This is a genomic window from Halorhodospira sp. 9621 (genome assembly GCF_022228055.1).
In the GTDB taxonomy this organism is placed as follows: Bacteria; Pseudomonadota; Gammaproteobacteria; order Nitrococcales; family Halorhodospiraceae; genus Halorhodospira; species Halorhodospira halophila_A.
Window position 1 is genome coordinate 37,171 of the sequence record NZ_JAJNRD010000003.1, and the last position, 23,036, is coordinate 60,206.

The 23,036-nt window shown below is 69.8% G+C and carries 20 protein-coding genes and 2 tRNA genes; 7 read left to right on the top strand and 15 right to left on the bottom strand.

What is annotated here, in order from left to right; translation table 11 throughout:
• Nucleotides 1-194 precede the first annotated feature (194 nt).
• A complete protein-coding gene (locus tag LRF89_RS02555) occupies nt 195-1,349 on the top strand; it encodes an alpha-hydroxy acid oxidase (RefSeq protein ID WP_201170089.1) in 1,155 nt (384 codons plus the stop codon).
• A 130-nt stretch (nt 1,350-1,479) separates the two neighbouring features.
• The gene (locus tag LRF89_RS02560) at nt 1,480-2,322 is read left to right on the top strand and encodes a transglutaminase-like domain-containing protein (protein WP_238636560.1); all 843 of its coding nucleotides are present in this window, start codon (nt 1,480-1,482) and stop codon (nt 2,320-2,322) included.
• A gap of 98 nt (nt 2,323-2,420) precedes the next feature.
• On the opposite strand, the gene LRF89_RS02565 is transcribed toward LRF89_RS02560, so the two are convergent.
• The 4 genes from LRF89_RS02565 to LRF89_RS02580 form a co-directional block, all read right to left on the bottom strand.
• Nucleotides 2,421-2,496, bottom strand: a tRNA-Phe gene (locus tag LRF89_RS02565).
• A gap of 55 nt (nt 2,497-2,551) precedes the next feature.
• Nucleotides 2,552-2,824: an oxidative damage protection protein gene (locus LRF89_RS02570; RefSeq protein ID WP_201170085.1), complete on the bottom strand. Its 273-nt coding sequence runs from the start codon at nt 2,822-2,824 to the stop codon at nt 2,552-2,554.
• A 74-nt stretch (nt 2,825-2,898) separates the two neighbouring features.
• A complete protein-coding gene (gene mutY / locus LRF89_RS02575; protein ID WP_201170082.1) occupies nt 2,899-3,975 on the bottom strand; it encodes an A/G-specific adenine glycosylase in 1,077 nt (358 codons plus the stop codon).
• Nucleotides 3,976-3,979: 4 nt separating this feature from the next.
• Nucleotides 3,980-6,178, bottom strand: coding sequence for an AsmA family protein (locus tag LRF89_RS02580; RefSeq protein ID WP_201241407.1), 2,199 nt, complete (start codon nt 6,176-6,178; stop codon nt 3,980-3,982).
• A gap of 120 nt (nt 6,179-6,298) precedes the next feature.
• On the opposite strand from LRF89_RS02580, the gene LRF89_RS02585 reads away from it, so the two are divergent.
• From LRF89_RS02585 to LRF89_RS02595, 3 genes are all read left to right on the top strand, one after another.
• The gene (locus tag LRF89_RS02585; protein WP_201170078.1) at nt 6,299-6,439 is read left to right on the top strand and encodes a hypothetical protein; all 141 of its coding nucleotides are present in this window, start codon (nt 6,299-6,301) and stop codon (nt 6,437-6,439) included.
• Nucleotides 6,440-6,444: 5 nt separating this feature from the next.
• Nucleotides 6,445-6,984 carry a molybdenum cofactor biosynthesis protein B gene (gene moaB / locus LRF89_RS02590; protein ID WP_201241408.1) on the top strand — a complete coding sequence of 180 codons (540 nt, stop codon included), beginning with the start codon at nt 6,445-6,447 and terminating at the stop codon, nt 6,982-6,984.
• 29 nt (nt 6,985-7,013) lie between these two features.
• Nucleotides 7,014-7,090: transfer RNA gene (locus LRF89_RS02595), tRNA-Arg, on the top strand.
• A 13-nt stretch (nt 7,091-7,103) separates the two neighbouring features.
• On the opposite strand, the gene LRF89_RS02600 is transcribed toward LRF89_RS02595, so the two are convergent.
• On the bottom strand, nt 7,104-8,414 hold the full coding sequence (locus tag LRF89_RS02600) for an NAD(P)/FAD-dependent oxidoreductase (RefSeq protein WP_238633628.1): 1,311 nt from the start codon (nt 8,412-8,414) through the stop codon (nt 7,104-7,106).
• Between the two features lie 30 nt (nt 8,415-8,444).
• The gene (locus LRF89_RS02605; protein WP_201170072.1) at nt 8,445-9,470 is read right to left on the bottom strand and encodes an alpha/beta fold hydrolase; all 1,026 of its coding nucleotides are present in this window, start codon (nt 9,468-9,470) and stop codon (nt 8,445-8,447) included.
• A gap of 155 nt (nt 9,471-9,625) precedes the next feature.
• On the opposite strand from LRF89_RS02605, the gene LRF89_RS02610 reads away from it, so the two are divergent.
• Nucleotides 9,626-11,659, top strand: a complete 2,034-nt coding sequence (locus LRF89_RS02610) for a transglycosylase SLT domain-containing protein (RefSeq protein ID WP_201241410.1) — start codon at nt 9,626-9,628, stop codon at nt 11,657-11,659.
• Between the two features lie 101 nt (nt 11,660-11,760).
• The gene (locus LRF89_RS02615) at nt 11,761-12,810 is read left to right on the top strand and encodes an AI-2E family transporter (protein WP_201241411.1); all 1,050 of its coding nucleotides are present in this window, start codon (nt 11,761-11,763) and stop codon (nt 12,808-12,810) included.
• A gap of 66 nt (nt 12,811-12,876) precedes the next feature.
• Here LRF89_RS02615 and LRF89_RS02620 read toward each other — a convergent pair whose 3' ends face one another.
• The 9 genes from LRF89_RS02620 to LRF89_RS02660 all read right to left on the bottom strand — a co-directional run bounded on the left by LRF89_RS02620 (nt 12,877) and on the right by LRF89_RS02660 (nt 22,894).
• Nucleotides 12,877-13,437 carry a Spy/CpxP family protein refolding chaperone gene (locus tag LRF89_RS02620; RefSeq protein ID WP_238633626.1) on the bottom strand — a complete coding sequence of 187 codons (561 nt, stop codon included), beginning with the start codon at nt 13,435-13,437 and terminating at the stop codon, nt 12,877-12,879.
• Between the two features lie 98 nt (nt 13,438-13,535).
• The gene (locus LRF89_RS02625; protein WP_201170063.1) at nt 13,536-13,916 is read right to left on the bottom strand and encodes an MAPEG family protein; all 381 of its coding nucleotides are present in this window, start codon (nt 13,914-13,916) and stop codon (nt 13,536-13,538) included.
• A gap of 113 nt (nt 13,917-14,029) precedes the next feature.
• Nucleotides 14,030-15,403, bottom strand: coding sequence for an AMP-binding protein (locus LRF89_RS02630; RefSeq protein ID WP_238634786.1), 1,374 nt, complete (start codon nt 15,401-15,403; stop codon nt 14,030-14,032).
• 2 nt (nt 15,404-15,405) lie between these two features.
• Nucleotides 15,406-16,413, bottom strand: a complete 1,008-nt coding sequence (gene menC, locus LRF89_RS02635) for an o-succinylbenzoate synthase (protein ID WP_238636561.1) — start codon at nt 16,411-16,413, stop codon at nt 15,406-15,408.
• 2 nt (nt 16,414-16,415) lie between these two features.
• The gene (gene menB / locus LRF89_RS02640; protein ID WP_238634672.1) at nt 16,416-17,267 is read right to left on the bottom strand and encodes a 1,4-dihydroxy-2-naphthoyl-CoA synthase; all 852 of its coding nucleotides are present in this window, start codon (nt 17,265-17,267) and stop codon (nt 16,416-16,418) included.
• A 1-nt stretch (nt 17,268) separates the two neighbouring features.
• Nucleotides 17,269-18,039, bottom strand: coding sequence for a 2-succinyl-6-hydroxy-2,4-cyclohexadiene-1-carboxylate synthase (gene menH, locus LRF89_RS02645; protein ID WP_238636562.1), 771 nt, complete (start codon nt 18,037-18,039; stop codon nt 17,269-17,271).
• A gap of 3 nt (nt 18,040-18,042) precedes the next feature.
• On the bottom strand, nt 18,043-19,716 hold the full coding sequence (gene menD, locus LRF89_RS02650) for a 2-succinyl-5-enolpyruvyl-6-hydroxy-3-cyclohexene-1-carboxylic-acid synthase (RefSeq protein WP_201170047.1): 1,674 nt from the start codon (nt 19,714-19,716) through the stop codon (nt 18,043-18,045).
• 13 nt (nt 19,717-19,729) lie between these two features.
• Nucleotides 19,730-21,118, bottom strand: a complete 1,389-nt coding sequence (locus tag LRF89_RS02655; RefSeq protein WP_238633622.1) for an isochorismate synthase — start codon at nt 21,116-21,118, stop codon at nt 19,730-19,732.
• A 177-nt stretch (nt 21,119-21,295) separates the two neighbouring features.
• Entirely contained in the window at nt 21,296-22,894 is a 1,599-nt protein-coding gene (locus tag LRF89_RS02660) for a methyl-accepting chemotaxis protein (protein WP_201170042.1), read from the bottom strand.
• Nucleotides 22,895-23,036: the final 142 nt, after the last annotated feature.

The following is a 23,036-nucleotide window of genomic DNA, read 5'->3' on the forward strand; positions in this document are numbered from 1 at the left end:
GCGGTGCGCTGGCTGGAAGTTCTCCCCCTCCCCGTTTTGTCGCTCTCCCGCAATCGAAGCGGGTTGTCAGGCATGCACCGGCGCTATGCTATAGGTGATTACTCTGGTCCCTCGCGTCGCGTCGCGCGGGATGGTCGGTGGCGATGAGATTGCCAGGGACGCGGTGGATAGCCGCGAAGCCGAGGGAGAGGTGCATGTTCGAGCGCATCAAAGACTGCCGTAATGTAAGTGACTTTCGCGAGCTGGCCCGCAAGCGGTTGCCCGGGCCCATCTTCCACTACATCGACGGGGCGGCCGAGGACGAGATCACCTATCGGCGCAATACCCAGGCCTTCGAGCGGTGCGATCTGGTACCGAACGTGCTCGCCGGGGTGGAGGAGGTCGACCCCTCGGTGACCGTGATGGGGCAGCGGCTGGGCATGCCCGTATTCTGCTCGCCGACCGCGCTCCAGCGCCTGTTTCACTACCAGGGTGAGCGCGCGGTGGCCGCAGCCGCGCAGAAATACCATACGTTCTTCGGTATCTCGTCGCTCGGTACGGTCAGCATTGAGGAGATCGGCGAGCGTTACTCCACGCCGAAGATGTTCCAGTTTTATTTCCACAAGGACCGCGAGCTGAACCGGGCGATGATCGAGCGTTGCCAGGCCGCCGGTTTCGAGGCTCTGACGCTGACCGTGGATACCATCACCGGGGGGAATCGTGAGCGGGACCTGCGCACTGGTTTCACTTCACCGCCGCGACTGACGCTGCGCAGCCTGGCTAGCTTCGCTTGGCACCCGCGCTGGGCATTCAACTACTACACCAGGGAGCCCTTCAGCCTGCCGCAGCTCAGCACCCACGTGCGCGAGGGGAGCAAAGTCCCCATCTCGGTGGGCGAGTACTTCTCGACCATGCTCGATCAGGGGCTGACCTGGCGGCACGCCGAGCAGTTGTGCGCCCAATGGGGAGGACCGTTCTGTCTCAAGGGCGTGATGAGCCCGGAGGATGCGCGGCGGGCGGTGGATATCGGTGCCTCGGCGATCATGGTCTCGAACCATGCGGGAAGGCAGCTCGATGGCTCGCGGGCGCCCTTCGATCAGATCGCGGAAATCGCGGACGCCGTCGGCGGGCAGATCGACATTATATGTGATGGCGGCATCCAGCGCGGTACTCACATCCTCAAGGCGCTTGCTGCCGGCGCCACGGCCTGTTCCGGCGGTCACCTGTACCTTTACGCGCTGGCCGCCGGTGGCCAGGCGGGGGTCGAGAAAGCGCTTGACAATCTCTACAACGAGGTCATCCGTGACATGAAGCTGATGGGGATTACGTCGCTGGATCAGTTGACACGGGATCATCTGCGCTATCGATAGGCGGTCCGCGTCGATCCATCGGCACCGCCGTCGCTGTCCGCCAAAACCATGCAGTCAGCAGATGCGGGCGGGCTCAGGAAGCCTCCCAAGCATCTCTCAAAGGCGCTGCCGAGGAGGCCCCGCAGCAAGCATGTGGTTACGAGTCAGTTGCCATCTGGAACTCGAGCTGGAGGGCGAGAGCCTCATGCTATTCATGCTGCGTGCACGCAGCAGTGGACGGCAGTGGGTGGCCCGGGATCGCTACGCCGTGCGGCCAAGCCTGCCCATCACGGAGTACCGCGACCTCTACGGCAATGCCTGCCAGCGCCTGCTCGCTTCTGCGGGAGCGCTTACGGTGTCGGTGAGCGCTGATGTTCGCGTGCCGGCTGGCGTCGAGCAGCAGCCGGGCGCGCCGTTCGTGCCCGTACAGGACCTTCCCCAGGAAACACTCATCCACCTGCTGCCCAGCCGCTATTGTGAATCGGACCGACTCCTTGCGCAGGCGAGCGATATCGTTGCCGGCCAGTCACCCGGCTATGACCAGGTGGCAGCCATCGCGACGTGGATCTATCACAATGTCGCATACCAGCCGACAACGGATCCGGAGCCGATCTCAGCGCAGCAGCTCCTTGAACGCCGTGCGGGGGTCTGCCGTGACTTTGCGCATCTGGGTATTGCACTCTGCCGCAGCCTCAGTATCCCGGCGCGCCTCGTGACGGGTTATCTCCAGGGGTTGGAGCCGATGGACCTTCACGCTTGGTTCGAGGCGTATGTTGGTGGTGGCTGGTTTACCTTTGATCCGACCAGGGAGACCCTTGAGGGTGCGCGGGTTCAACTCGGGCACGGCCGCGATGCGGCCGATGCCCCGGTCTTCCACCAGTTCGGACCGCCCGTCGTGCCGAGCGTGATGCAGGTGCAGGTTGAGCCGATCTCCGGTCCTGACGCAGGTCTCTTCGCCGCCGGGGTGGAACGATCCGCACGGGATGTTGGCTGACCCGGGGTCTGAAGAGACAGCGCCTGTGCCTCAGGGTTCAGCTATACAGGGGGCTAAGGTGGCGTTGGGGCTTTGCAGGACGCCGCGGGAAAGAGAAATGGTGGCCGGGGACGGAATCGAACCGCCGACACTGAGATTTTCAATCCCATGCTCTACCGACTGAGCTACCCGGCCATCGGCTGCGTATTCAAGCTGAAACCGCCCCCCGAGTCAAGGGGCGGCGCCGTTTTCAGCTGCCATCAGGGCTGAAATCCGGCGGTGGTGCCGAGCCTTGGCCAAAGAAGAAGTTCTCCATCTCGCGCTCGAGAAAGGCGCGGGCCTTGGGGTCGGCCGGGGTGAGCCGGTATTCGTTGATGAGCATAGTCTGCTGCTGGACCCACATGCTCCAGGCCTGCTTGCTTACGTTTTCGAAGATCCGCTGGCCCAGCTCGCCGGGGTACGGTGGGCGGTCCAGGGCGTCGGCCTCCTGCTGGAGCTTCACGCAGTGCACCTTTCTCGACATGCTGCCCTCTTGATGGATGTAAGCGTCCGGTTAGTGTACCGACCCGGTCCATGTTGCTGCCAGCGTACCTGGATTCAGGTCACCGGATAGCCGGCATCGCGGAGGATCCGCCGGATCGGTGCCGGCAGTCCGGGCAACGTCTCCTGGCCGGGACGGAACCAGCGGCGTTGGGCGGTGGGCTCGCCGACGGCGGTTGCCGCTGTGTGCCAGCGCAGCCGCACCGGCTGCAGGATCAGCTCAAAGTGGGTCAGTGCGTGGTGTCGCTCGGGTAGCCTTCCGGCCGGTTCGCAGTGCGCGCCCAACGCCTGTGCCCGCGCCAACGGGTCTTCGTCCGGCTGGCACTCCGGCAGGGACCATAGCCCGCCCCAGATGCCCGTGGCTGGGCGGCGTTCCAGCAGCAGGGTGTCGGTGTGCTCGATCAACAGCAGCTGCCGTTGGCGCCGGGGGCGCCGGCGCGCCGGTCGGGGGGCCGGGTAGGCCTCGGGATGGCCCGCCGCCCGGGCCGTGCACGCCGAGGCCAGGGGGCATAGCAGGCACGCCGGTTCCTGCGGCGTACAGACCAGTGCCCCGAGATCCATCAGCCCCTGGTTGAACCGGCGGCAGTCGTCTTCAGGGATGAGGGCGGCGGAAAGCGCCCACAGCTCCCGCGCGACCGGGTTGCGCCCGGGCCAGCCCTCGATGCCGGCGAGCCGCGCCAGCACCCGTTTAACGTTGCCGTCGAGGATCGGCGCGGGTAGGCCGTGGCCCAGCGAGCGGATGGCACCCGCCGTGGAGGGGCCGATACCAGGCAGCGTCTGCAGGGCCGCGAGCTCGTCGGGCAGGTGACCGTTCCAATCGGCCTCAATTCGCTGTGCGGCGGCATGCAGGTTGCGGGCACGGGCGTAGTAGCCCAGCCCGGCCCAGAGCCCGAGGACATCGTCGAGTTCGGCGTGGGCGAGGTCGATTACGTCCGGGTAGTGCCCCATGAAGCGCTCGAAGTAGGGTACGACGGTCTCGACCCGGGTCTGCTGCAGCATGACCTCGGAGATCCACACCCGGTAGGGCGTGGCCGGCTGCTGCCAGGGCAGGTCGTTTCGCCCGTGCTGCCGCTGCCACGCGATCAGTTGCTCCTGAAGCGCCTGGCAGCGGTCTGGGGTGGCCCAGCGGCGCATCCGCTCAGCGCAGCCGCCGCAGGAAGCTCTCCGCCTCCTGACGGATGCGGTCCTCGGCGCGGTCGGTTTGCTCCTCGAGCTCCTGTTCAATCCGCTCCCGGAAGCCCTCTCGGACCTTCTCTTCGGCCTCCTCGAGCCGCTGCTGGGCCTCGCGCAGACGCCGGATCTCCTGCTCGGTCAGCGCAGCGCGGAGGTCGAAGCGGATGCGTGGGCTGAACAGGTCACCGCTGAACTCCATGGGTACGGTGATGTCCTTGAGCTCGCGAATCGGTCGGCCGTCGGCGTCCTCCAGGTTGTCGATCACCGATAGGCGCACGCGGTAGTCGATGGTCTCGCTGAGCACGTTGGCGTGACCGGCGCCGCGAGCGCGCAGGATCGGCGATTCGGCGCGCAGGTTGTCGTTGTGAATCTCGCCGTCGCGCAGCTCGAAGCCTGCCGTCAAGGATCCGAAATCCGTGCGTGCCTCGTCCTCCGGCGGCTCCGGCCTCGGCTGGGCCCGGACTCGGGCCACGCCCTCGCGGAACATGTGCGGGATGTTCAGGCCAAGCACCGCGCCCTCGCTGACATCCAGCTCGGCATCGCCGCGGAAGTCCTCGATCAGCTGGTAGAGGTTCTCGCCGCCGCCTTCGCCCCGCAGAGCGAAGCGGCCCCGGCCGTGGAGCCAGTCCCGCTCGAGGAGGTCCTCGAGCAGCGGTGCGAACCGCACGTTATCCAGGCGGTGGTCGAGCTCGAAGTACGGATAGTCGCCGCGGGCATCGAGGAAGGTGGCGGCGCGATACTCGCCCTCGTAGAGGCGAGCCTCCATGCCGGCAATGCCCACGCGGCCGTCTTTGCCGCTGAGATCTCCGCGGATGTCCTCGATCAGCAGCCCGGAGAGGGTCAGGGCGCCGATCTCCAGCCCGCCATTGAGTGCCAGGGTGCGCAGGGGCTCCAGCGGCAGGTCGAGAGCGACCTCCTCGAGATCGGGCAGGCCGGTATCCGGCGCCGTCGGCTCGTCCACGGCACGCCGTTGCTCGGCGGGCAGGTAGCGGTCCAGGTTGATCTCGTCGACAGTCAGATTGAGGGTCATGGCCGGGCCGGTCCAGTTCTCGATCCCGCCGTCGAGCTCGATGCGCGATTGATCCACATCCAAGCCGAATTCGGGCAGCAACAGTTGCTGGCCATCCAGCTCGATCCGTCCCGTGCCGCCGACACGGGTCAGCGCCGTGGCGTCTGCCGGCGTGGGCATGCCGACGTCCAGCCGGCTTAGCGCTGTGCGCAGATTGAACGCGGGCAGTTGCCAGTCGATGCCGCCAAAGGCGCCGTCTTCATCCATCTCCAGGTCGGCCGCCGCCTGGAGGGTGATCCCGGCGGCAGTGGCTTCCAGCTCCGGCCAGTCCACCCGCAGCGTCTCGCCCAGGCCGATGCTGCCGTGGCCGGTCACACCCAGACGCTGTTGGCGGCCGGGCACCTCGGCCCCCTGGGCCTCGATGAGCATCTCGAGTCCGTCCAGGTCGAACTGTTCCAGGGCCTCGTCCAGGGTGGCCTGCAGGCGCAGTTGACCGTCGATTCGGGGCAGATCTTCGCCCTGGCCGACCCAGCTCGACTGCACGGCCACCGGGCGCCCAAGGCGCAGCGCCTCGATGTCCAGGTCGAAGCGTTCCACCTCCTTGCGGTCATCGATGCTGCGGTCCTCCCAGAACAGCTGCCCGCGCCGGACCTGCAGTCCGCCGAAGGCGGCATCCCGGAGGATGGGTGGCAGCTCGCCGAGCGGTGCCCCGTCCGTCGGTTCCGCCGGCGGTTCTTCCTCCTCGGCGAACCGCGCGACCAGGTCCTCCCAGTTGCCTTCGCCCTCCTCGTTGATCATGAGCCGGGCGATGGGAGCCTCGACACTGACCAGCCGTGTCTCGAGCTGGCCCCAGAGCAAGGGCAGGAGACGCACCGCCGCGTCCACCCGTTCCACCTCCAGGAAGGGGTCCTCGTGGAATCCGTCCCGGTCGGCGAGGGTGACGCGGCCGACTTCGACCCCCAGCCACGGGAAGAAGGAGAGCCGGATGTCCCCGTCGATGGTCAGCTCCCGTCCGGTCTCTTCCTGAACGGCAGCCGCGATGTCGTCCCGGTAGTCATTGGGGTCGAGGATCACGCTGATCAGCGTTGCCGTCGCAACCAGCAGGGCGAACAGCCCGATCACGGCGTAGAGGAACCACTTGAGTATCCAGGGCATAAACCGAGTCCTGCGTTGAACGTGTCCGATGGCTGGCATTCTATCGTGCCACGCCGTCAGGCTTGTCCCCGAGGATACGTGGGCTGGTATCGTACCGGTAAGGTCTTCGCGGAGTCCGCCATGCGTTTTTACCTGTACGTGGTTGTTGCCCTGATGATCCTCATGCTGGTCTGGACGTTCTTCATCTGGGATCCGGAGGAGATGATCCCCCCGGCCACCGAGCGTGAGGCGCCCGTCCACCCCGATGAGCAGCAGGAGTAGCCGAGGTGGCAGGACACGCCGGCGAGGTGTTTAAGCCCCTGGCCCTGTCGGTGCTCACCGTTTCCGACAGCCGGGGGTTGGCGGAGGATACCTCCGGGGCCGCGCTGGCGGAGCGGCTTGAGTCAGCCGGCCACGCCCTGGCCGGTCGGACCATCGTCCCGGATGATCGCTATCGGATCCGCGCCGAGGTCTCGGCCTGGGTTGCGGATGATCGGGTGGACGGGGTGCTCATCAACGGTGGGACTGGGCTCACTGCCCGCGACGTGACGCCGGAGGCGATCAGGCCGCTTTTTGATCGCGAGATCCCGGGCTTCGGCGAGCTTTTCCGGCAGCGCTCCTTCGAGGAAATCGGCAACGCCACCCTGCAGTCGCGGGCCGTGGCGGGTGTGGCCAACGCTACGCTCATCTTTGCCCTGCCGGGGTCCACCGGCGGGTGCTGCACCGCGTGGGATCGAGTGCTCGCCGATCAGCTCGATGCCCGCACCCGGCCGTGCAATTTTGCGACCTTGCTGCCCCGCACGCGTGGTTCGGAGCCCTTGGCGTAGCGCCCGAAATTCGGTACGCTACCCCCTTACCGCCCGTAGCTCAGCCGGATAGAGCGTCGGCCTCCGGAGCCGAAGGTCGCAGGTTCGAATCCTGCCGGGCGGGCCACCTTCCCCATCGCTTAACGCCAATCGCCCCCGCGGCAATCCGAAAGAACCGCGTCCGCTGCGCGGGCGCCGGAGCGCAGTGCGCCGTGCTGCGATCCGTGGGCCCGGTGGTCGCCGCAGGCATAGAGGCCCCCGCCGAGCCGCGCGCCCTGATAGGGCTCGGTCAGAGCAGGCGGTGCCTGGACCGGTTGTCCGTACGGGATGCGCTCTAGGCGCAGAGGCCGCCAATGATCGACCACCGGCCCGAACCAGTCACGCAGCTGCGATACGGCCTCGCACTGCAGGGTGGGGTCGTCCAGATCCTGCGCGTCCCCGAGCACCGTCGCGCTGACTAGGTGCCAGCCGGCTGGGGCATACTCCGGCGCGACCACGCTAGGCACCGCCAGGTGCAGGACGGGCCCCTCGCCCTCGCCGTTAAGCAGGATCAGTGGGTCGGTGACCGGTGGCTCAGGGACGGCGAACTGCAGACAGGTTACCGGTCGGCCGGCGGCGGTGGGCTGCCCGGTCAGTCGGGTGAAAGCCGGGCCGTCGGTGGCTACAACGACCGCATCGGGGCTGAGCCGTTCACCGTCCGCAAGCCGCACGCTTGGCCCATCCTCGATGGCCTCGGCGGCGGTGCCCAGCCGCAGTGTCACCCGCTCCGCGGGCAGCTGGTCTGCCAGCTGCCGGGGTAGGTCGCCCACGCCAGCGGCGGGGATCGCCGCATCGCCCTCGGCGAACATGCGAAAGACGAAGTTGAGCAGCCGGGCCGAGGTCTGGAGCTGCGGGTCGAGCAGCACGCCGCCGAACAGCGGCCGCAGGAAACGCTCGATCATCGGCCCGGAGAAGCCCTCGGCGGTGAGCGACTCGGCACTGCTGCGTTGCGGTCCGTACAGGGGGCTCTCGGGATCGCCGCGGCGCAGACGCGCCCGCAGCCGGGCGATGCGCACCTTGTCGCCCAGGCTGCCCACCGGCGCCCGCAGGGTCTTCAACAGCGCCTGCGGGGCGCGGAATGGATCGCTGAGGCGGTGCAGGCCGCCCTCGGTCCGGATCAGGGCCCCGGGGGCGAAGCGGCGCAGGCGTAGGGCGCCCAGGTCAGCGCGGGTGCGCAGCTCCGGGTAGGCGGTCAACAAGACCTGGAAACCGCGATCCAGCTGGAAGGCCGGCTCCTGATCGTCGGCCAAGCCGCCATCGAGGCGCAGGCGGTCGGTGCGAACCCGCCCGCCCACCTCCCTGGAGGCTTCCAGCAACCGGACGTGGGCACCACCCAGGGCCAGATCGCGGGCTGCGGCCAGGCCGGCCAGGCCGGCGCCGATCACCACCACTTGCGGATGTTCCGCGCTCATACTGCTCCTCCTGGGTGCGGACTCTGCGGGCTAGAGACCCTGCCGTTCGCGCCAGCGCTCAATGGCCTCCGCCACCTTTGCCGGGCACTCCTCCTGCGGGAGGTGGCCGCACGCCTGCAGTTCCACCCGCTCGGCGTTGGGCAGGGCGTCAGCCACGCGGTGGGAATCCGCGGCAGGGATGACTTCGTCCTCGACGCTGATGATGACCTGCGTCGGGGTCTCGATGCCTGCCAGGGGGCCGCGCACTTGCAGGGCGTCGGTCAGCGAGCGGTGCATCAGCTGCCCCCAGGCCCGGTCCCAGCCGGCCATGGCGGTGTGCATGGTCATGCGGGCCTCGCGCTCCGGGGTGATGGCGTCCTCGTCGTAATAAGAGCGCTCGAGCAGTTCGGTGCTTTTCCCGAACCAGCGCCCTCCCAGCAGGCTCAGGCGCTTGGCCTGCGGCAGTTGCGCCAGCCACTGGGGTAGCGTGGGTCGCTCTAGGGCGGCCATTGGGTTGATCAGCACCAGACCGGCGACCCGCTCGGGCGCCTGGCGTGCCGCCTCCAGAGCGATCACCCCGCCGGCGGAGTTGCCCACCAACACCGCCTCCTCCTGGCCGAGTTCATCCATGAGGCTGAACAGGTGGTCGACGTCGGCCTCCAGGGTGAAGGGGTTGGGTCCCTCGCCGGGATAGTCGGGCTTGTCGCTCAGCCCGTAGGGGATCTGGTCGTAGGCCACGGTGTAGCGGTCGCGTCCCAGTTTCGGCAGAAGCGGTTCCCAGGTCACGGTACTGAACGAGAAGCCGTGCAGGAGAAGCCAGGCCGGCCGCCCGGTATCGGCGTGCTCTTCGCCAGCGGCGACGTAGTGCAGCTGCAGCCCGTCGGGGTAACCGGGGAACGAGATCGAGACAAAGCGGCTGTCGTCACCGCCGAGTTCGCGGCCGTCCTTGACCCCGTCCGCCGGCTGCGTGGGGATCATGAACGGCCCGATGGCGAGAACCAGGCCCGCGAGTATGAATAGGCCGCCGACCACGATACCGATGCCCTGCAGGATGGTGCCGACTGTCCCCACGCTCATCCCCCTTGCTGGTCTTCCGTTCCGGGCCAAGGCTACCACGGCCGTGGCGGCGCTTGCCGCGTGCGGCGGTCTGTGCAGTTGACCCGGTCGCGCGGCGGCGCTAGCGTTCACGGGAGCCTGGCAACCACGCGCACCTGCGCCGGAGTCGGCAGAGCATGGTCCCTTCCGGCGGTTATCGCGGCTTCGTCCTGGCGGCACTGTTCCTGATGCTCGGCCTTTCTGCGGGGACCGCCGGGCCGGAGCGGGGCTGCCCGGACGCCGACTACGGCGAGCGCTTCCACGAGGCCCTGGAGGCGGCGCGCGCCGATGACTGGTCCCGCGTGGCCGAGCTTGAGCCCTGTCTCGGCGATGCCCACCCGATGGCCGCCTACCTCGACTTCCACCGTCTGCGCAGTGCGCTCCCCGAGGTCGATCCGCAGCGTGTGGTGGCCTACCGCCAGCGCTATGCCGGTACCCCGCTGGCCGATGTCCTCAAGCGCGTCGCCTTGCGTCGCTACGCCGAGGCGGGGGACGACGCGGCGGTGCGCCGGGTGACCGACGAGCCACCCTCCCGCCTGGCTCTGCGCTGTCACTGGTGGCAGGCCCATCTGGAAACGCGCCGGGGAGAGGCCCTCGCCTTTGCCCGGCGCACCTGGCACGCCGGGGTCTCGCGGCCGTCAGCATGCGACGGGCTATTCGAGGCAGCCCGCGGGGCTGGCGTCATCGACGACCGGGCTGTCTGGGAGCGTATGCGTCTGGCCTTTCGCAACGAGCAGGCGGGTCTGATGCGCTATCTCGAGGGGCTGCTCGGTGGGGAGCGCTGGCTGGTCGCCGCCGAGTGGCTCCAGCGGCTCGACCGAAATCCGGCGCGGATCATCGAGCTCGATGAGGGTCTGCCGCCGCGGCTGCGTCGACAGCTTACTGCCGACGGGCTCTACCGGCTGGCCCGCGTGGACACCGCGGCCGCGCGCAGTTATCTGGAGCAGAGTGGCGACGGGCTTGCCGAGCTGCCCGCGGGCGAGCGGCGGGAGGTGTTTGAGCGGGTTGCCTGGTACTCGATCATCCGGGGCATCCCTGAGAACCGCGGTTGGGTCGACCGGTGGCTGGCCGAGCAGGACGATACCGATTTGCTCGAGCAGCGCATGCGCCGGGCGGTGATCGAGGAGCAGTGGACCGACCTGGTCTACTGGTACACCCGTCTGCCCGAGGCCTCCGCACGCAGTGCGCGCTGGCAGTACTGGCTGGGTCGGGCGCGGGCCGAGCTGGGAGACCCGGCGCTGGCAGGTGAGCACTGGCGGGAGGCGGCGGGGGAGCGCTCGTTCTGGGGGTTCATGGCGGCCGAACGGGTCGGGCGGCCCTATGCGCTGCGCGAGGTCCGCCCGGAACCGGATCCGCCTGCTCCGGATCCCGCCCTCCTGCGGGTCCGCCTGCTCCACGGTGTCGGTGAACTGCGTCTGGCCCGGGACGAGTGGCGCCACCTGCTGCAAGGCCGTGAGGCGGCGGAACAACGCGCCCTAGCTGCCCACGCCTACCGGCAGGGGTGGCACGAGCTGGCGGTGGTCGCCGCCAACCGCGCCGGGGCCCACGAGGCGTTGCAGTGGCGTTTCCCCCATGCCTACCGGGATGCCTTCCGGCGGGCGGCCGCGGAGACCGGCATCGAATCCTGCCTGCTCATGGCGGTCGCCCGGCGCGAGTCGGGTTTCCATCGGGATGCCGTCTCGCCGGCGGGGGCCCGCGGGCTGATGCAGCTGCTGCCGGGTACTGCCCGCCAGATGGCCCGTTCCAACGGTGAGCCCCTGCCGGATGCCCGGGCGCTGAACGATCCGGAACTCAATGTGCGCCTCGGTGCCGAGTACATGCAGCGGCTATTGGAGCGCTTCGAAGGCAACCGGCCGAAGGCACTGGCGGCCTACAACGCCGGTCCGAGCCGTGTCGCGGGGTGGCTGGAGCGGGATGGACGCCCTCTGGATGTCTGGATCGAGTCGATCCCCTACTACGAGACCCGGCGATACGTGCAAGCGGTGCTTGCCTACCGCACGATCCTGGCCCACCGTGGCGGGCTGGAACCGGTGGCCTCGGTGGTCACGCACGAGGAGATGGCCCTGGTCTACGGGGAGCCGACGGACGACCGGGAACCGGCCACGGTGCGCCTGAGCCGGCACCCGGCGGATGGCCCGCTGCCGGGGTCTGACGATCCTCTGCGGGACTGAGCGGCGCGTCGCGCCCTGTTACCCTGATCCCCCGTTCGCCCGGTCGCGGCTCTGCTGCACCCGGGCGTTTCCGGAGTCGCTCAAGCGTTAGGGAAACCGACGTGACCGTACTCAACCAGAAAGGACCCTCCTCTTGGCACTGGCTGGTGGGCGGGGCTGCGCTCGTGATCATCCTGGCCGGGCTCCAGGCGGTCTCCGGCATCGTCAATCCGCTGCTGCTGGCCGCGTTCCTGGCCATCGCCTCGGCGACCCCGCTGAACTGGATGCAGCGCCGCGGCGTGCCGGCAGCGGTGGCGGTGATGATCCTCTTCCTGGGGGTGGGGCTGGTCTTCTTCCTGCTCTTCCTCGCCCTGCGCGGCGCGGTGGAGACCATGGCTGCGCAAGCGCCGCAGTATCAGGAGCAGCTCACCGTGGTCTTCGGTCAGGTGCGCGATTACGTCGTCGCCATGGGTGTGCCGCCGGAGGCCCTCCCCGAGGAGGTGCCGCTGCCGGCAGTGGGTACGCTGACCGATGCGGCGGCGACCATCGCCAGCGGCATCGGCCAGTTTACGGCGGCCACCTTCCTGGTGCTGCTCGCCTTCATGTTCCTGCTGCTCGAGGAGAGCACGCTGCCCGGCAAGCTCTCGGTGGCCTTCCCGGCCAGTCGTCGGGCGCGGGTGCGCACTCGCCGGTTCCTCCACGCCGTTGATCGCTACATCTTCATCAAGAGCGCGACCAGCACGCTGACCGGCGTGATCATCGGCACCGGGCTCTGGCTGATTGGGGTGGATTTCCCGATCCTCTGGGGCATCCTCGCCGGATTGCTGAACTTTATCCCCACGGTCGGGTCGATCATTGCTGCCGCCCCTGCGGTGGTGGTGGCCCTGCTCGGGGGAGGGCTGCTCGATGCGGTGCTCACCGTCGTCCTTTACGTGGCGGTGAATGTGGCCATCGGTTCCATCACCGAGCCGCGATTGATGGGGCGGACTCTGGGGCTGTCGCCACTGGTGGTGTTGATCTCGTTGATGGTCTGGGGCTGGGTGTTCGGGCCGGTAGGGATGCTGCTGTCGATCCCGCTGACCATGATCGCCAAGCTGGCCCTTGAGGCGCAGCCCGAGACCCGCTGGATCGCCGTGCTGCTCAGCGATCGCGCCGACGAGCGCATCGGCTGACCCGCACGGCCCCGCCCCGGATCGGGCGTGCCCGATCCGGGGCGGCCTGCAGCGACCTCGTGGCGGTCAGCGCCGCGGGCCGAACTCCTCACGGAAGCGTTCGCGCTGCTCGGCGTCGAGCAGTCCGATCATCTCGTTGCGCATGCGCACGCGCTCGGCCAACAGCTCGCCCTGCAGCTCGGACATGCGGCCATGGAGCTCTTCGATGGCGTCGGGGTCCGGCTGCTCGACCGCCATCAGCTCGGCCATATCGTCGCGCATTTCGGCCAGTTCGACCCCTACGTGGGCCTCGAACTCCCGGTAGGCGCGGCGGAGCTTGCGCATCTCGGCGAGCTTGTCGCCCTCAAGCTCCAGCTCCCAGAGGGGCGTCCGTGGATCACCGAAGCCGCCCTCAAAACCGCCGCGCATCCAGTCCCAGCACGGGCCGTAGCCCAGGCCGGAGCCCATGCCCATTCCCATGCCGGGTTGCTGCATCGCTCCGGCACCCGGGCCTCCAGGCCCGAAACCTTGTCCCATGCCGGCGCCGCGATCGGCCTGAGCCGCTGCCAGCCCGCTGCCGAGCAGCGCCGCGGTAGCGAAGGCGATCAGGGATGCGGTTCTTCTGCTGCCGCGAACTCGTCCTGCCATGGTCTTGCCTCCCTTGAGAGTCGCTCTCTCCATCGATGCGTGATCCGGCGGCAGCGGTGCCGCCGCCGGGTCCTGTGGAAAACGGGTCGGGCGGCCGATCAGGCCGCCGCGGCGGCGAGGAACAGGCCGATGACGCAGGCCAAAGCGGCCATCCAGGCCAGGCTGCGCAGGCTCGCGTAATCGCCGATGTAGAACAGCCCGTAGGCAATTCGCAGCAGGACGAAGAGCACCGCCAAGGTGTCGATCACGCCCTGCGCCGCGCCGACTTGGTGGGCGATGATGACCGCCGCCGCAAAGGGCGGGAAGGCCTCGTAGCCGTTCTGCTGGGCCCAGTGGGCGCGCTTTGGCCACCCTTCCTGGCGGTCGAGCCACTCCCGGGGGCGGGTGTTGTCGAACTGCCCGCCACCAAACTTGGCGGCGCCGGCGAAGGCCATGGGCAGGATGGCGGCGACGAGGACCATCCAGTAGCCGAGGGACATGGGCATCTCCTTCCACTGGCTGCGACCCCCGTCCGGGGGCCTCCGGCCCCAGTCTAGGGCAATCCGCGCCTCCCCGCCTATTGTCCCGTCGACGATGCCGGCGGGCCCGGCGCTCAGCCGGTCTCGTTGCGCAGCTGCTCGGCCCGCTCAATGAGTTCGGCCCGGCGGATCTTGAGTCCCCGCGTCTCGGGCAGCGGGTGCCAGGCAACCGGGGTCATGTGCGGGCTCAGTCGGGCTCGCAGCCACTCGCGCAATGCGCTCACGGGGAGCTCGTCGCCGTTCGTCTGCACGAACGCCACTGGGCGCTGGCCGAACTCGCGATCGCTGCGTGGGACCACCACCGCCTCGCGGACCACCGGGTGCTCGCGGAGAGCCGCCTCGATGGTCTCAGGCTGGATGTTTTCGCCGCCGCTGATGAACTGGTTGTCGCGGCGTCCCGTGATCACCAGGCGCCCCGCATGCCAGTACCCCAGGTCGCCGGTTGAGAACCAGCCGTCCCCGTCGGTCAGCGGCGCCACGCTGCCGCCGTCAAGGTACCCCGGGCAGAGCGTCTCGCCGCGCACGCGGATCTCACCCTCGTCGATGCGCAGCTCGCGGAAGGGCAGGACCCGTCCGCCACCGCGCAGCGCAGGCCAAGTGGCCACCTGAGCGGTCATCTCGGTCAGGCCGTAGCTCATGTAGCACGGAACCCCCCGCGCCTGCGCCTGCTCCAGCAGATCGGCCGCTACCGGCCCGCCGCCGAGCAGCACGCAGCGCAGGAAGGGCAGGGGGGTGTCGGCCGCATGCAGCAGGCGGCGCAGCTGGGTCTCCACCATGGAGACATGGCTGATGCGGTGGGTGCTCAGGAAGGCCGCGTCCTCGCTGCGACCACCAACGACCATGGGTACCCCGGCCTCCAGGCAGCGGAAGATGATCCCCAGCCCGCCCACATGGAACAGGGGTAGGGAGAGCAGGTAGCGATCCGGGCTGCGCAGCGGCAGGTATGCCAGGGCGCCCTGGGCGCTGCGGACGTAGTTGGCGTAACTGTGTGCCGCGATGCGCGGCGTCCCGGTCGAGCCGGAGGTGGCCACCCCGGCGCAGGGGGCGTCGGCCTTGAAGCGCCACTGCAGATCCGCAGCGGGTGTGCCGGGCGGGCCTTCGCCGGTGTGTCGGAGTTCGGCGCCGGGGGCTGGGATCAGACCGGAGATGCCGTGCCCGGCCAGCAGCCCCTGCAGGGCGGCCTCCGGCATGCGCTCCGAGACCGGCAGGACACGCCCGCCGGCCCGCAACACGGCCAGCCAGTCGATGACCCCGGCGGTGTCGGTGGTGATGCGAAGGGAGGTCCATGTCCCGGCGCCGAGGCCCTGCTCCTGCAGGGCCCGGGCGCGCCGGCTGACCGCCTCGTGGAGGGCTGCGAAGGTGTAGCAGAACCCCGGTTCGATGAGCGCCGGGTGCTGCGGCCAGCGGTGGCTGGCCCGCGTCAGTCGGCACGGGAACCGGGCGGGCATGGTCACAGCAGCGGGGCCTCCGCAGTGAGCTGCTCACGCCGGCGTACCGGCTTGGTTGTGTGCCCGGGCTGGCTGCGCAGGGGCTCGAGCAGGGCCTCGGGCCAGGCGCCGAAGGTATCCAGTCCCGGAGTGGCCTGCAGCCCCCACCTCGCGGCCAACCGGGTGTAGAGGTCCAGGGTGATGTTGCTTTCGAAGGCAGCGCTGAGCACCACCTGCACACCGGCGCTGGTGGCGGCGTCGATCCACGCGCGGGTGCGGGTCAACCCGGTCAGCATCGGCTTGAGGACCACTGCACCGAGCCCGGCGGTGGTGAGGTCGGCGTCCGGATGCTCGCGGAGGGTCTCATCCCAGGCGAAGGGGATGGCTGTCCGTGACGACCATCCGGCGTACGAGGCACCCGGGCGCAGCGGCTCCTCGATGAAGGCCACGCGCTCCGCGGGCAGCCCGGCGCAGAGGCGTGCCGCCTCCTCGGGGGTCCAGCTGCGGTTGGCGTCCAGTCGCAGCTGCGTGGTAGCGGGCAGCCGGTCAAGGATGTACGCCAAGCGGCGTGCGTCCTCCGCCACGCTGGCCCGGCCCACCTTCACCTTAACGCAGGGGCCGACCGGTGCGTCGATGCGGCGTTGCTCGTGGCCGATCAGGCGGCAGCTGGTCACCTGCGGCGTCTCTCCGGGAGGGTGGACCCACTGCAGCCAGCCGGCCTCCAGGCCGAAGCGCGCGGCCGGTGGGAGCGCCCGCAGCGCCTCGGGGACGCCGGTGCCGGAGGTGGCCTGCTGCAGCTCGCCGGCGGCCCTTTCGGCACCGGCGGCGAAGAAGTGCCGGCAGGCGTCGATGCATTCGTCCAGGCCCTCGGTGCTGAACCCGGGCAACGGGGCGATCTCCGAGATGGCCCGGCATCCTTCCTCGCTCTCCCAGAACAGCAGGGCGCCGTGGCGCTCCGCAACCGGGGCCGTGCCGGGCAGAAGCGCCACCCGGTAGCGGCGAACCTCCACCGAGCGCAGCTGCGTGGACACGGTTAGGGGTTGTGCTTGAAGCGCCGGAAGTTCGGCTTGCGTTTCTCCAGGTAGGCGTTACGGCCCTCCTGCCCCTCTTCGGTCATGTAGAAGAGCATGGTGGCGTTGCCGGCCAGCTCCTGGATGCCGGCCTGCCCGTCGACGCCGGCGTTGAATGCGGACTTGAGTGCGCGCAGGGCGATGGGCGAGTGCTCGAGGATGCGCTGGCACCAGGCCACGGTCTCGCGCTCGAGCTCGCTGAGCGGCACCACCTTGTTGACCAGGTCCATGGCCCGCGCCTCCTCGGCGTCGTACTGCCGGCACAGGAACCAGATCTCCCGGGCCTTCTTCTGGCCGACGACGCTGGCCATGTAGCTGGCTCCGAAGCCGCCGTCGAAGGAGCCCACCCGCGGTCCGGTCTGGCCGAAGCGCGCGTTGTCGGCGGCCACCGTCAGGTCGCAGATCAGGTGCAGCACGTGGCCGCCGCCGATGGCGTAGCCGGCCACCATGGCGATCACCGGCTTCGGACAGGAGCGGATGTCGCGCTGCAGGTCGAGGACGTTCAGGTGGTGGGTGCCCTGCTCGTCCTGGTAGCCGGAGTCGCCGCGCACCCGCTGATCACCGCCCGAGCAGAAGGCCAGGTCGCCGTAGCCGGTCAGGATGACCACGCCGATCTCCTGGTCGAAGCGGGCATCGGCGAGGGCCTGCTGCATCTCAAGGACGGTGCGCGGCCGGAAGGCGTTGCGCACCTCGGGGCGGTTGATGGTGATCTTCGCGATCCCGTCGGCCTTGTGATAGAGGACGTCCGTGTAGCCGCTGGAGCAGTCGGTCCAGTCCAGCGCCGTTTCGATGGAGTTCGGGTGCTCTTCGCTCATATCAGGGGTGCTCACCGGTGCAGATGCGTTGGATGACTGCGGCCACCGCCTCGGGGGCCTCGGCGTGGCAGTTATGCCCGACGCCATCGATTTTGACAACCGTAAGCCCCGGGGTCTGGGTGGCCAGGTCGTCGGCGATGGCCGAGAACTTCTGATCCCGCGCGCCGGCGATGTAGGCGCAGGGGGCTGCGAGGCGGCGCAGCGCCGGGCGCAGATCCGGCTGTCCGGCCACGCTGGCGGCGCGCAGGGTCGCGGCCAGGTGTTGGGGGTCGTGTCCGGCCCGGCGCTGTATCAGGGCCCGGCGACGCGGCTCGCTCAGGTCGGCGAAGACCGGTTGGCGGTACCAGGCGTCCAGGTTCTCCAGCCATGAGCCGGTGCTCAGACGTCGGGCCCAGGCATCATCGTGGCGACGCCGCTGCGCCCTTGCCGAGGCATCCTGCAGCCCCGGGTGGGCGCCCTCTAGGATCAGCGCGCTGATTCGCTGGGGATGCCGGTCGGCAAGCGCGAGGGCCAGGCGACCGCCGAGGGAGTAGCCAACCAGGGCGAAGCGCGGCGGCAGTTCGGGGGCCAGGCGCGCCCAGAGGGCGTCGGCCAGCGCATCAAAGGTTTGCCCCGGCGGCGGTGCGCCGTCGTGTCCAGGCAGGGGCGGGGTTCGGCAGCGCAACCCCGGCGCCAGCGCCTCGGCCACCGGCCGCCACTCGTCGGGATCGCCCAGGAAGCCGTGCAGGCAGACGACATCGGGGGTGTGGGCGGTGGGTCCTGCATCCGCCATCGGTCACAACGCCTCGAGGGCGCGGAACAGGGCCGCTATCTGCCCGCTGCCGGCGCCGGGCGGGCACACCACTTCGATGACGCTGCCGCCGGGCCTGGATCGCGCCTCGCGGTGAGCCGCCTGGAGGCTGTCGCCGTCGCCGCAGTGCCAGTAGGGCAGCCGGAACTGCTCGGCCGCACGGGCGAACCCGTAGCCGTGGGGCATGCGGAACAGGCGGCGATGGGCCTCGCCGGTCTCTTCGCGGGCCGGCAGCAGATCGAAGATGCCGCCGCCATCGTTGTTGAGCACCACCACCACGCAGGTATGTCGGGCCTCGCCGAGCAGGGCCAGGCTGTTGAGGTCGTGCAGGGCCGATAGGTCGCCGACCACCAGCGTGACGCCGTCCCGGTGGTGGTGGGCGAAACCGGCGGCGGTGGCGATCAGCCCATCGATGCCGCTGACGCCGCGTTGCGTGACGCAGGGGTTGCCGTGGGCGGGTGCGGCAAAGAGATCGAAGACCCGGATCGGTAGGCTGTTGCCGGGGAACAGCGCCATGCCTGGTGGCAGCACCTGGCTGATTCGCTCGGCGGCGGCCGGCTCCGCGAACGGGGCGTTGGCCAGCGCCGTGCGGCACGCCTCGGCCACCCGGGCGCGGGCCTCGGCAAGGCCGGGTAGTGGCGGCTGTGGCGCGTCGGGGCGAAGGGTGCGGCATGCGGCGGCGATATCCGCCTGAACCGTGGTCGCGTGCCAGTCGGGGTCGAGATCCTCATCGCCACGGGTGACCAGCCAGCGCTGCGGTGCGTGGTCGGCGAGCCAGGCGGGCAGCCGGCGGCCGGTGAGCCGGCCACCGAACTGGACGACCTGGCGGGCGTGGCCCAGGGCCTCGCGCCCGGCGGCCGTGGCAAGCAATAGCTCCGCCCCGCCGACCACGCACGGGTGGGCGCGCAAGCGCAGCTGGCTGCCGGGGTCGGCGAGGACGGGGATGTTGCCGGCGGCGGCGGTCTCCAGCACCGCTTCGGCCTCGTCGCTGCGCAGCTCACCGGCGACGAACAGCTGCGGTGGGTCCGCCTCCTTAAGCGGCGGCGCCGCTACTTGCCCCTGGTGGCCGGGTGGCAGGGGCGGGGGCGCCGCGGGTTGTTCGGCGCCCCCGTAGAGGGGTTCGCGCAGCGGCATGTTGATATGGATGGGCCCGCTGCCGCCGGGGTCGGTGGCGGCGGTCAGGGTGGCGTCCAGACGCCGGTTCAGCCAGCGGCCGCACAGCGCCGTCTCGGGTGTCGGCAGTGCCAGGGTGGCCCGTACCAGCGGGGCGAAGAGGCCCTCCTGGGGCATGGCCTGGTTGGCGCCGCAGTCGTGTAGTTCGGGCGGTCGATCGGCGCTGATCACCACCAGGGGTAGCCGGCTCTGCCGGGCCTCCGCGACCGCGGGGTGGAGGTTCGGCACTGCTGTGCCCGAGGTGGTGATCACCGCTACCGGGCGCTGGCTGGCGCGAATCAGCCCCAATGCGTAGAAGGCCAGGCCGCGTTCGTCGAAGTGGGTGTGCACGCGCAGCCCGCAGGCGGCCTCGGTTCGTCGGGCGGCGGCCAGTGCCAGAGGGGCACTGCGGCTGCCGGGGGCGATGCAGAAGTCCACCACGCCGTGGCCGTGCAGACGGTCGATAAGGCTGCCGGCCCAGGTGGCGTTGAGGTCCTCGGTGCGCACGCTGTCCCCCGGACTAGCCCTGCACGGCGGAGAGGAAGGACTCGATCTTGGCCTCCAGCTCCTGCCACTCGGCCTCGGGCTCGGAGCCCTGGACGATGCCGACGCCGGAGTAGCACCAGGCCCGGTCGCCGGCGACCAGCGCCGAGCGGATAGCCACGGCCAGCTCCGAGGCATCGCCGGAAAGCAGGCCGATGACCCCGCTGTACCAGCCGCGGCGGAAACCCTCCTGGCGGCTGATCAGGTCCTGGGCCCGGCGGCGCGGGAAGCCGCAGACCGCCGGTGTCGGGTGGAGGGCATCGAGCAGTTGGTGGTCGCCGACCCCCGGGCGCAGGGTCGCCTCGATGGGCAGCCGGCGGTGCTGGATGCGGTCGAGTTTGAGCACTCCGGCCTGCTCGGGGGCGTCGATGCGGATCGCCCAAGGCTCGAGTTCCCCGCGGATGTAGCGGGTGACCCAGGCGTGTTCGCGGACCAGCTTAGAGTCCTCCCGCAAGGACGCCTCCAGGGCGGCGTCCTCCGCCGCGGTCTCACCGCGGCGCACAGTGCCGGCCAGGGATTCGGTCTGGACCGAACGCCCGCTGCGGTAGAACAGCCGCTCCGGCGAGCAGCCCATGAAGATCCGTCCGGCGTGCTCGATGGCGAAGCAGTAGCTGCCGTCGGTGATCGCCGACCAGCGGCGCAGCGTGGTGAAGGCGGCCAGCGGGCGGTCGAGCCGGAGGGCTACCTGCCGGGCCAGCACCGCCTTGTGCACGTGGCCGACCCGGATGTCTCGGAGGATCGCCTCGATGCGGCTGCTGCACTCGGCGAAATCCAGGTCCTCCGTGCGGTCGGTGACCCGTGCCGGCCGGTGTTCGCTCACGGCTGCCGGGCGCAGATCCTCAAGGAGCCCGGTCAGCTCGCTCCGGCGTTGCCGGAGTTCCGCAGCACTTTCGGCGTACAGGTTGACACTCAGCTGCTGCCCGGCGCGGTTGCCTTGCAGTTCCACTGCGGGGAGTAGGGCCAGGCTGGCCGGGAAACCCTGCCACTCGCCGGCACCAGAGCGGCCATCGAAGGAGAAGGCGCAGAGCAGGTGGACCCCGGGGTGGCGCGCCAGGCTCTGGGCGTGGCGCAGCAGCGCGGGGTGGTCGTCCGGGGTGTCGGCCGTGTACCGCCAAGCGGCGCCGATGCCGGCCAGGCGGATCTGACCGGAGCGGTCCTGCCAGTAGCAGCGCGGCGCCAGCGGGTTGGCCTCCAGCCAAGCGAGCGGGTCGACCTCCGGTACGGGCACGCTGGCTCGCACCAGGCCCGGGCTCTCGAACCGCCACTGCCGCACCTGCACGAGCAGGTCCTCGATGGCCTGCTCCGCGGGGTCGCAGGGGCTCCCTCGACGGTGGCCGGCGTCCCCGCTCGGTGGGGTACCCGGCACGTTGGCACGTTGCGGGCTGTGAGGCATCGCGATCCAGGGGTTGGTGGTGCTGCGCCCGGCACGGATCAGGGTGTCGCGCAGGGGTTATACACTACCTGAACGAGCACTCGCGCGCACGCATGCGGCGTGCGGTTGGCGGTTCGGCGGCGCGGTGCCTGCGCGGCCCCGTGGGCCGGTTCAGCGGCGACGCACGAACCGGCCGGTCAGAGCCTCGATGCCGGCGATGCGCTCGGTGACCGCCTGCAGCCGTTCGTCGGTTCGCAGCGATTCGCCGGTGACCCGCTCGGCCACCCCCTCGATGCTCGAGACGCTGCGCGCGATCTCCTGCGAGGTGGCCCCCTGCTGTTCGGTGGCGGTGGCGATCTGGCCGGCCATGTCGCGGATCTCGTCGACGGCCGCCTGGATCTCCTGCAGCGAGCTGCTGGACTCGTCGGCGTGCGCCAGGGTCTGCTCGGCGCGACTGCGGCTCTCACGCATGGCCTCGACGGCCTCGGCCGAGCCGCTCTGCAGCGACTCGATGATGCCATCGATCTCGCGGGTCGATTCCGCCGTCTGCCCGGCGAGCTTGCGCACCTCCTCGGCGACGACGGTAAAGCTGCGCCCCGCCTCGCCGGCGCGGGCGGATTCCACCGACGCATTCAGGGCGAGCAGGTGGGTCTGCTTGGTGATCTTGCCGATGAGGGTGGCCGCCTTGCCGATGCGCTCCGCCTCGCCGTTGACCCGTTCGATGGTGGCCGCGGCGTTCTCGATGTCGCGGACCAGGGAGCGCACCGCGGCGGTGCTCTGTTCCACGGTCTGCCGGCCCCGCTCGGTCTGTTTCCCGGCGCGCTCGGTGGCATCGGCGGTGGCCGAAGCGTTCTGGGCCACCTCCTGGACCGTCGCGCTCATCTGTTCCATGGCGGTGGCTACGCTGCGGGTTTCGTCGCTCTGCTGCTGCGCCTCGTCGCGCACCGCGTGCATCGACTGGCGGGCCTCGGCGGCCTCTGCGGAGAGGCGGCGGGCGTCGTCCCCCAGGCGCTTGGCGATGGCCTGGGTCTCGGAGGCGAGGTGCAGCAGCGCCAGATGGATCGACGCTCGATCGTCGCGGCGGCCGAGGTAGATCGCCTCGCTGAGCGGGTCATCGAGCAGCGCTCGGGCCTGCTCGCGGGCGCCACGGAGCTGACTCAGCACCTGCAGGCCGGCGGCGCCGAGGGCGGCGATGCCGGCGGTGCCGAGCGACAGCTGGCCCCCGGTGCCGACCGGCAGCAGGGCGCCGAGGGCGACGCCGAGCAGTGCGGCCAGCGCACCGCCGGCCAGCCAGACGCCACCGCCCGGGCGCCGCCGTTCGATCAGCCCGGCGGGCAGGGGGCCCTTGTCCGGCTCCGCGGCGCGCAGGCGCCGGTAAGCGCGTTCGGCCCGCTCGATCACCGCCTCGTCGCCGATCTGCTGACGCACCGACTGGATCTCGGTGATGTTGCCCGTATCGTCTCGGATGGGCGTGGCGTAGGCGTGAACCCAGTAGTGATCGCCGTTCTTGCAGCGGTTCTTGATCACCCCCATCCACGGTTGCCCGGACTGCAGGCGCTGCCACATGTGCTCGAACACCACCCGCGGCATGTCCGGGTGACGGATCACGTTGTGGGGTTGCCCGATGAGTTCGTCCGGTTGGTAGCCGCTGATGCGGACAAAGTCCTCGTTGATGTAGCGGATCCGTCCGCGGGAGTCGGTGGTCGACAGGATGTTGGCGCCATCCCAGACGGCAACACGGCGCTGCGTGACCGGTTCGTTGACTCGCAACGCGGAGCCCTCCTCTGTGTCGGCGGCGGCGCGGCCGCGCCTGAACCAATGTATGATCCAGAGTACGGTCTTTCGTTGGTGGAGTCACTTCCCTGTGGGCGCGGTCGGGGTTGGGCCAACCGCTGCTCCGGGGCTACAGTGA

What these genes read in the sequence shown, in the direction of transcription:
- LRF89_RS02610 (WP_201241410.1), top strand. Translation starts at nt 9,626, where the DNA reads ATGGTCCCTTCCGGCGGTTATCGCGGCTTCGTCCTGGCGGCACTGTTC.
- LRF89_RS02555 (WP_201170089.1), top strand. Translation starts at nt 195, where the DNA reads ATGTTCGAGCGCATCAAAGACTGCCGTAATGTAAGTGACTTTCGCGAG.
- LRF89_RS02560 (WP_238636560.1), top strand. Translation starts at nt 1,480, where the DNA reads ATGTGGTTACGAGTCAGTTGCCATCTGGAACTCGAGCTGGAGGGCGAG.
- LRF89_RS02600 (WP_238633628.1), bottom strand. Translation starts at nt 8,414, where the DNA reads ATGAGCGCGGAACATCCGCAAGTGGTGGTGATCGGCGCCGGCCTGGCC.
- LRF89_RS02605 (WP_201170072.1), bottom strand. Translation starts at nt 9,470, where the DNA reads ATGAGCGTGGGGACAGTCGGCACCATCCTGCAGGGCATCGGTATCGTG.
- mutY (WP_201170082.1), bottom strand. Translation starts at nt 3,975, where the DNA reads ATGCGCCGCTGGGCCACCCCAGACCGCTGCCAGGCGCTTCAGGAGCAA.
- LRF89_RS02620 (WP_238633626.1), bottom strand. Translation starts at nt 13,437, where the DNA reads ATGGCAGGACGAGTTCGCGGCAGCAGAAGAACCGCATCCCTGATCGCC.
- menH (WP_238636562.1), bottom strand. Translation starts at nt 18,039, where the DNA reads ATGGCGGATGCAGGACCCACCGCCCACACCCCCGATGTCGTCTGCCTG.
- LRF89_RS02585 (WP_201170078.1), top strand. Translation starts at nt 6,299, where the DNA reads ATGCGTTTTTACCTGTACGTGGTTGTTGCCCTGATGATCCTCATGCTG.
- LRF89_RS02570 (WP_201170085.1), bottom strand. Translation starts at nt 2,824, where the DNA reads ATGTCGAGAAAGGTGCACTGCGTGAAGCTCCAGCAGGAGGCCGACGCC.
- LRF89_RS02630 (WP_238634786.1), bottom strand. Translation starts at nt 15,403, where the DNA reads ATGCCCGCCCGGTTCCCGTGCCGACTGACGCGGGCCAGCCACCGCTGG.
- LRF89_RS02580 (WP_201241407.1), bottom strand. Translation starts at nt 6,178, where the DNA reads ATGCCCTGGATACTCAAGTGGTTCCTCTACGCCGTGATCGGGCTGTTC.
- menB (WP_238634672.1), bottom strand. Translation starts at nt 17,267, where the DNA reads ATGAGCGAAGAGCACCCGAACTCCATCGAAACGGCGCTGGACTGGACC.
- LRF89_RS02625 (WP_201170063.1), bottom strand. Translation starts at nt 13,916, where the DNA reads ATGTCCCTCGGCTACTGGATGGTCCTCGTCGCCGCCATCCTGCCCATG.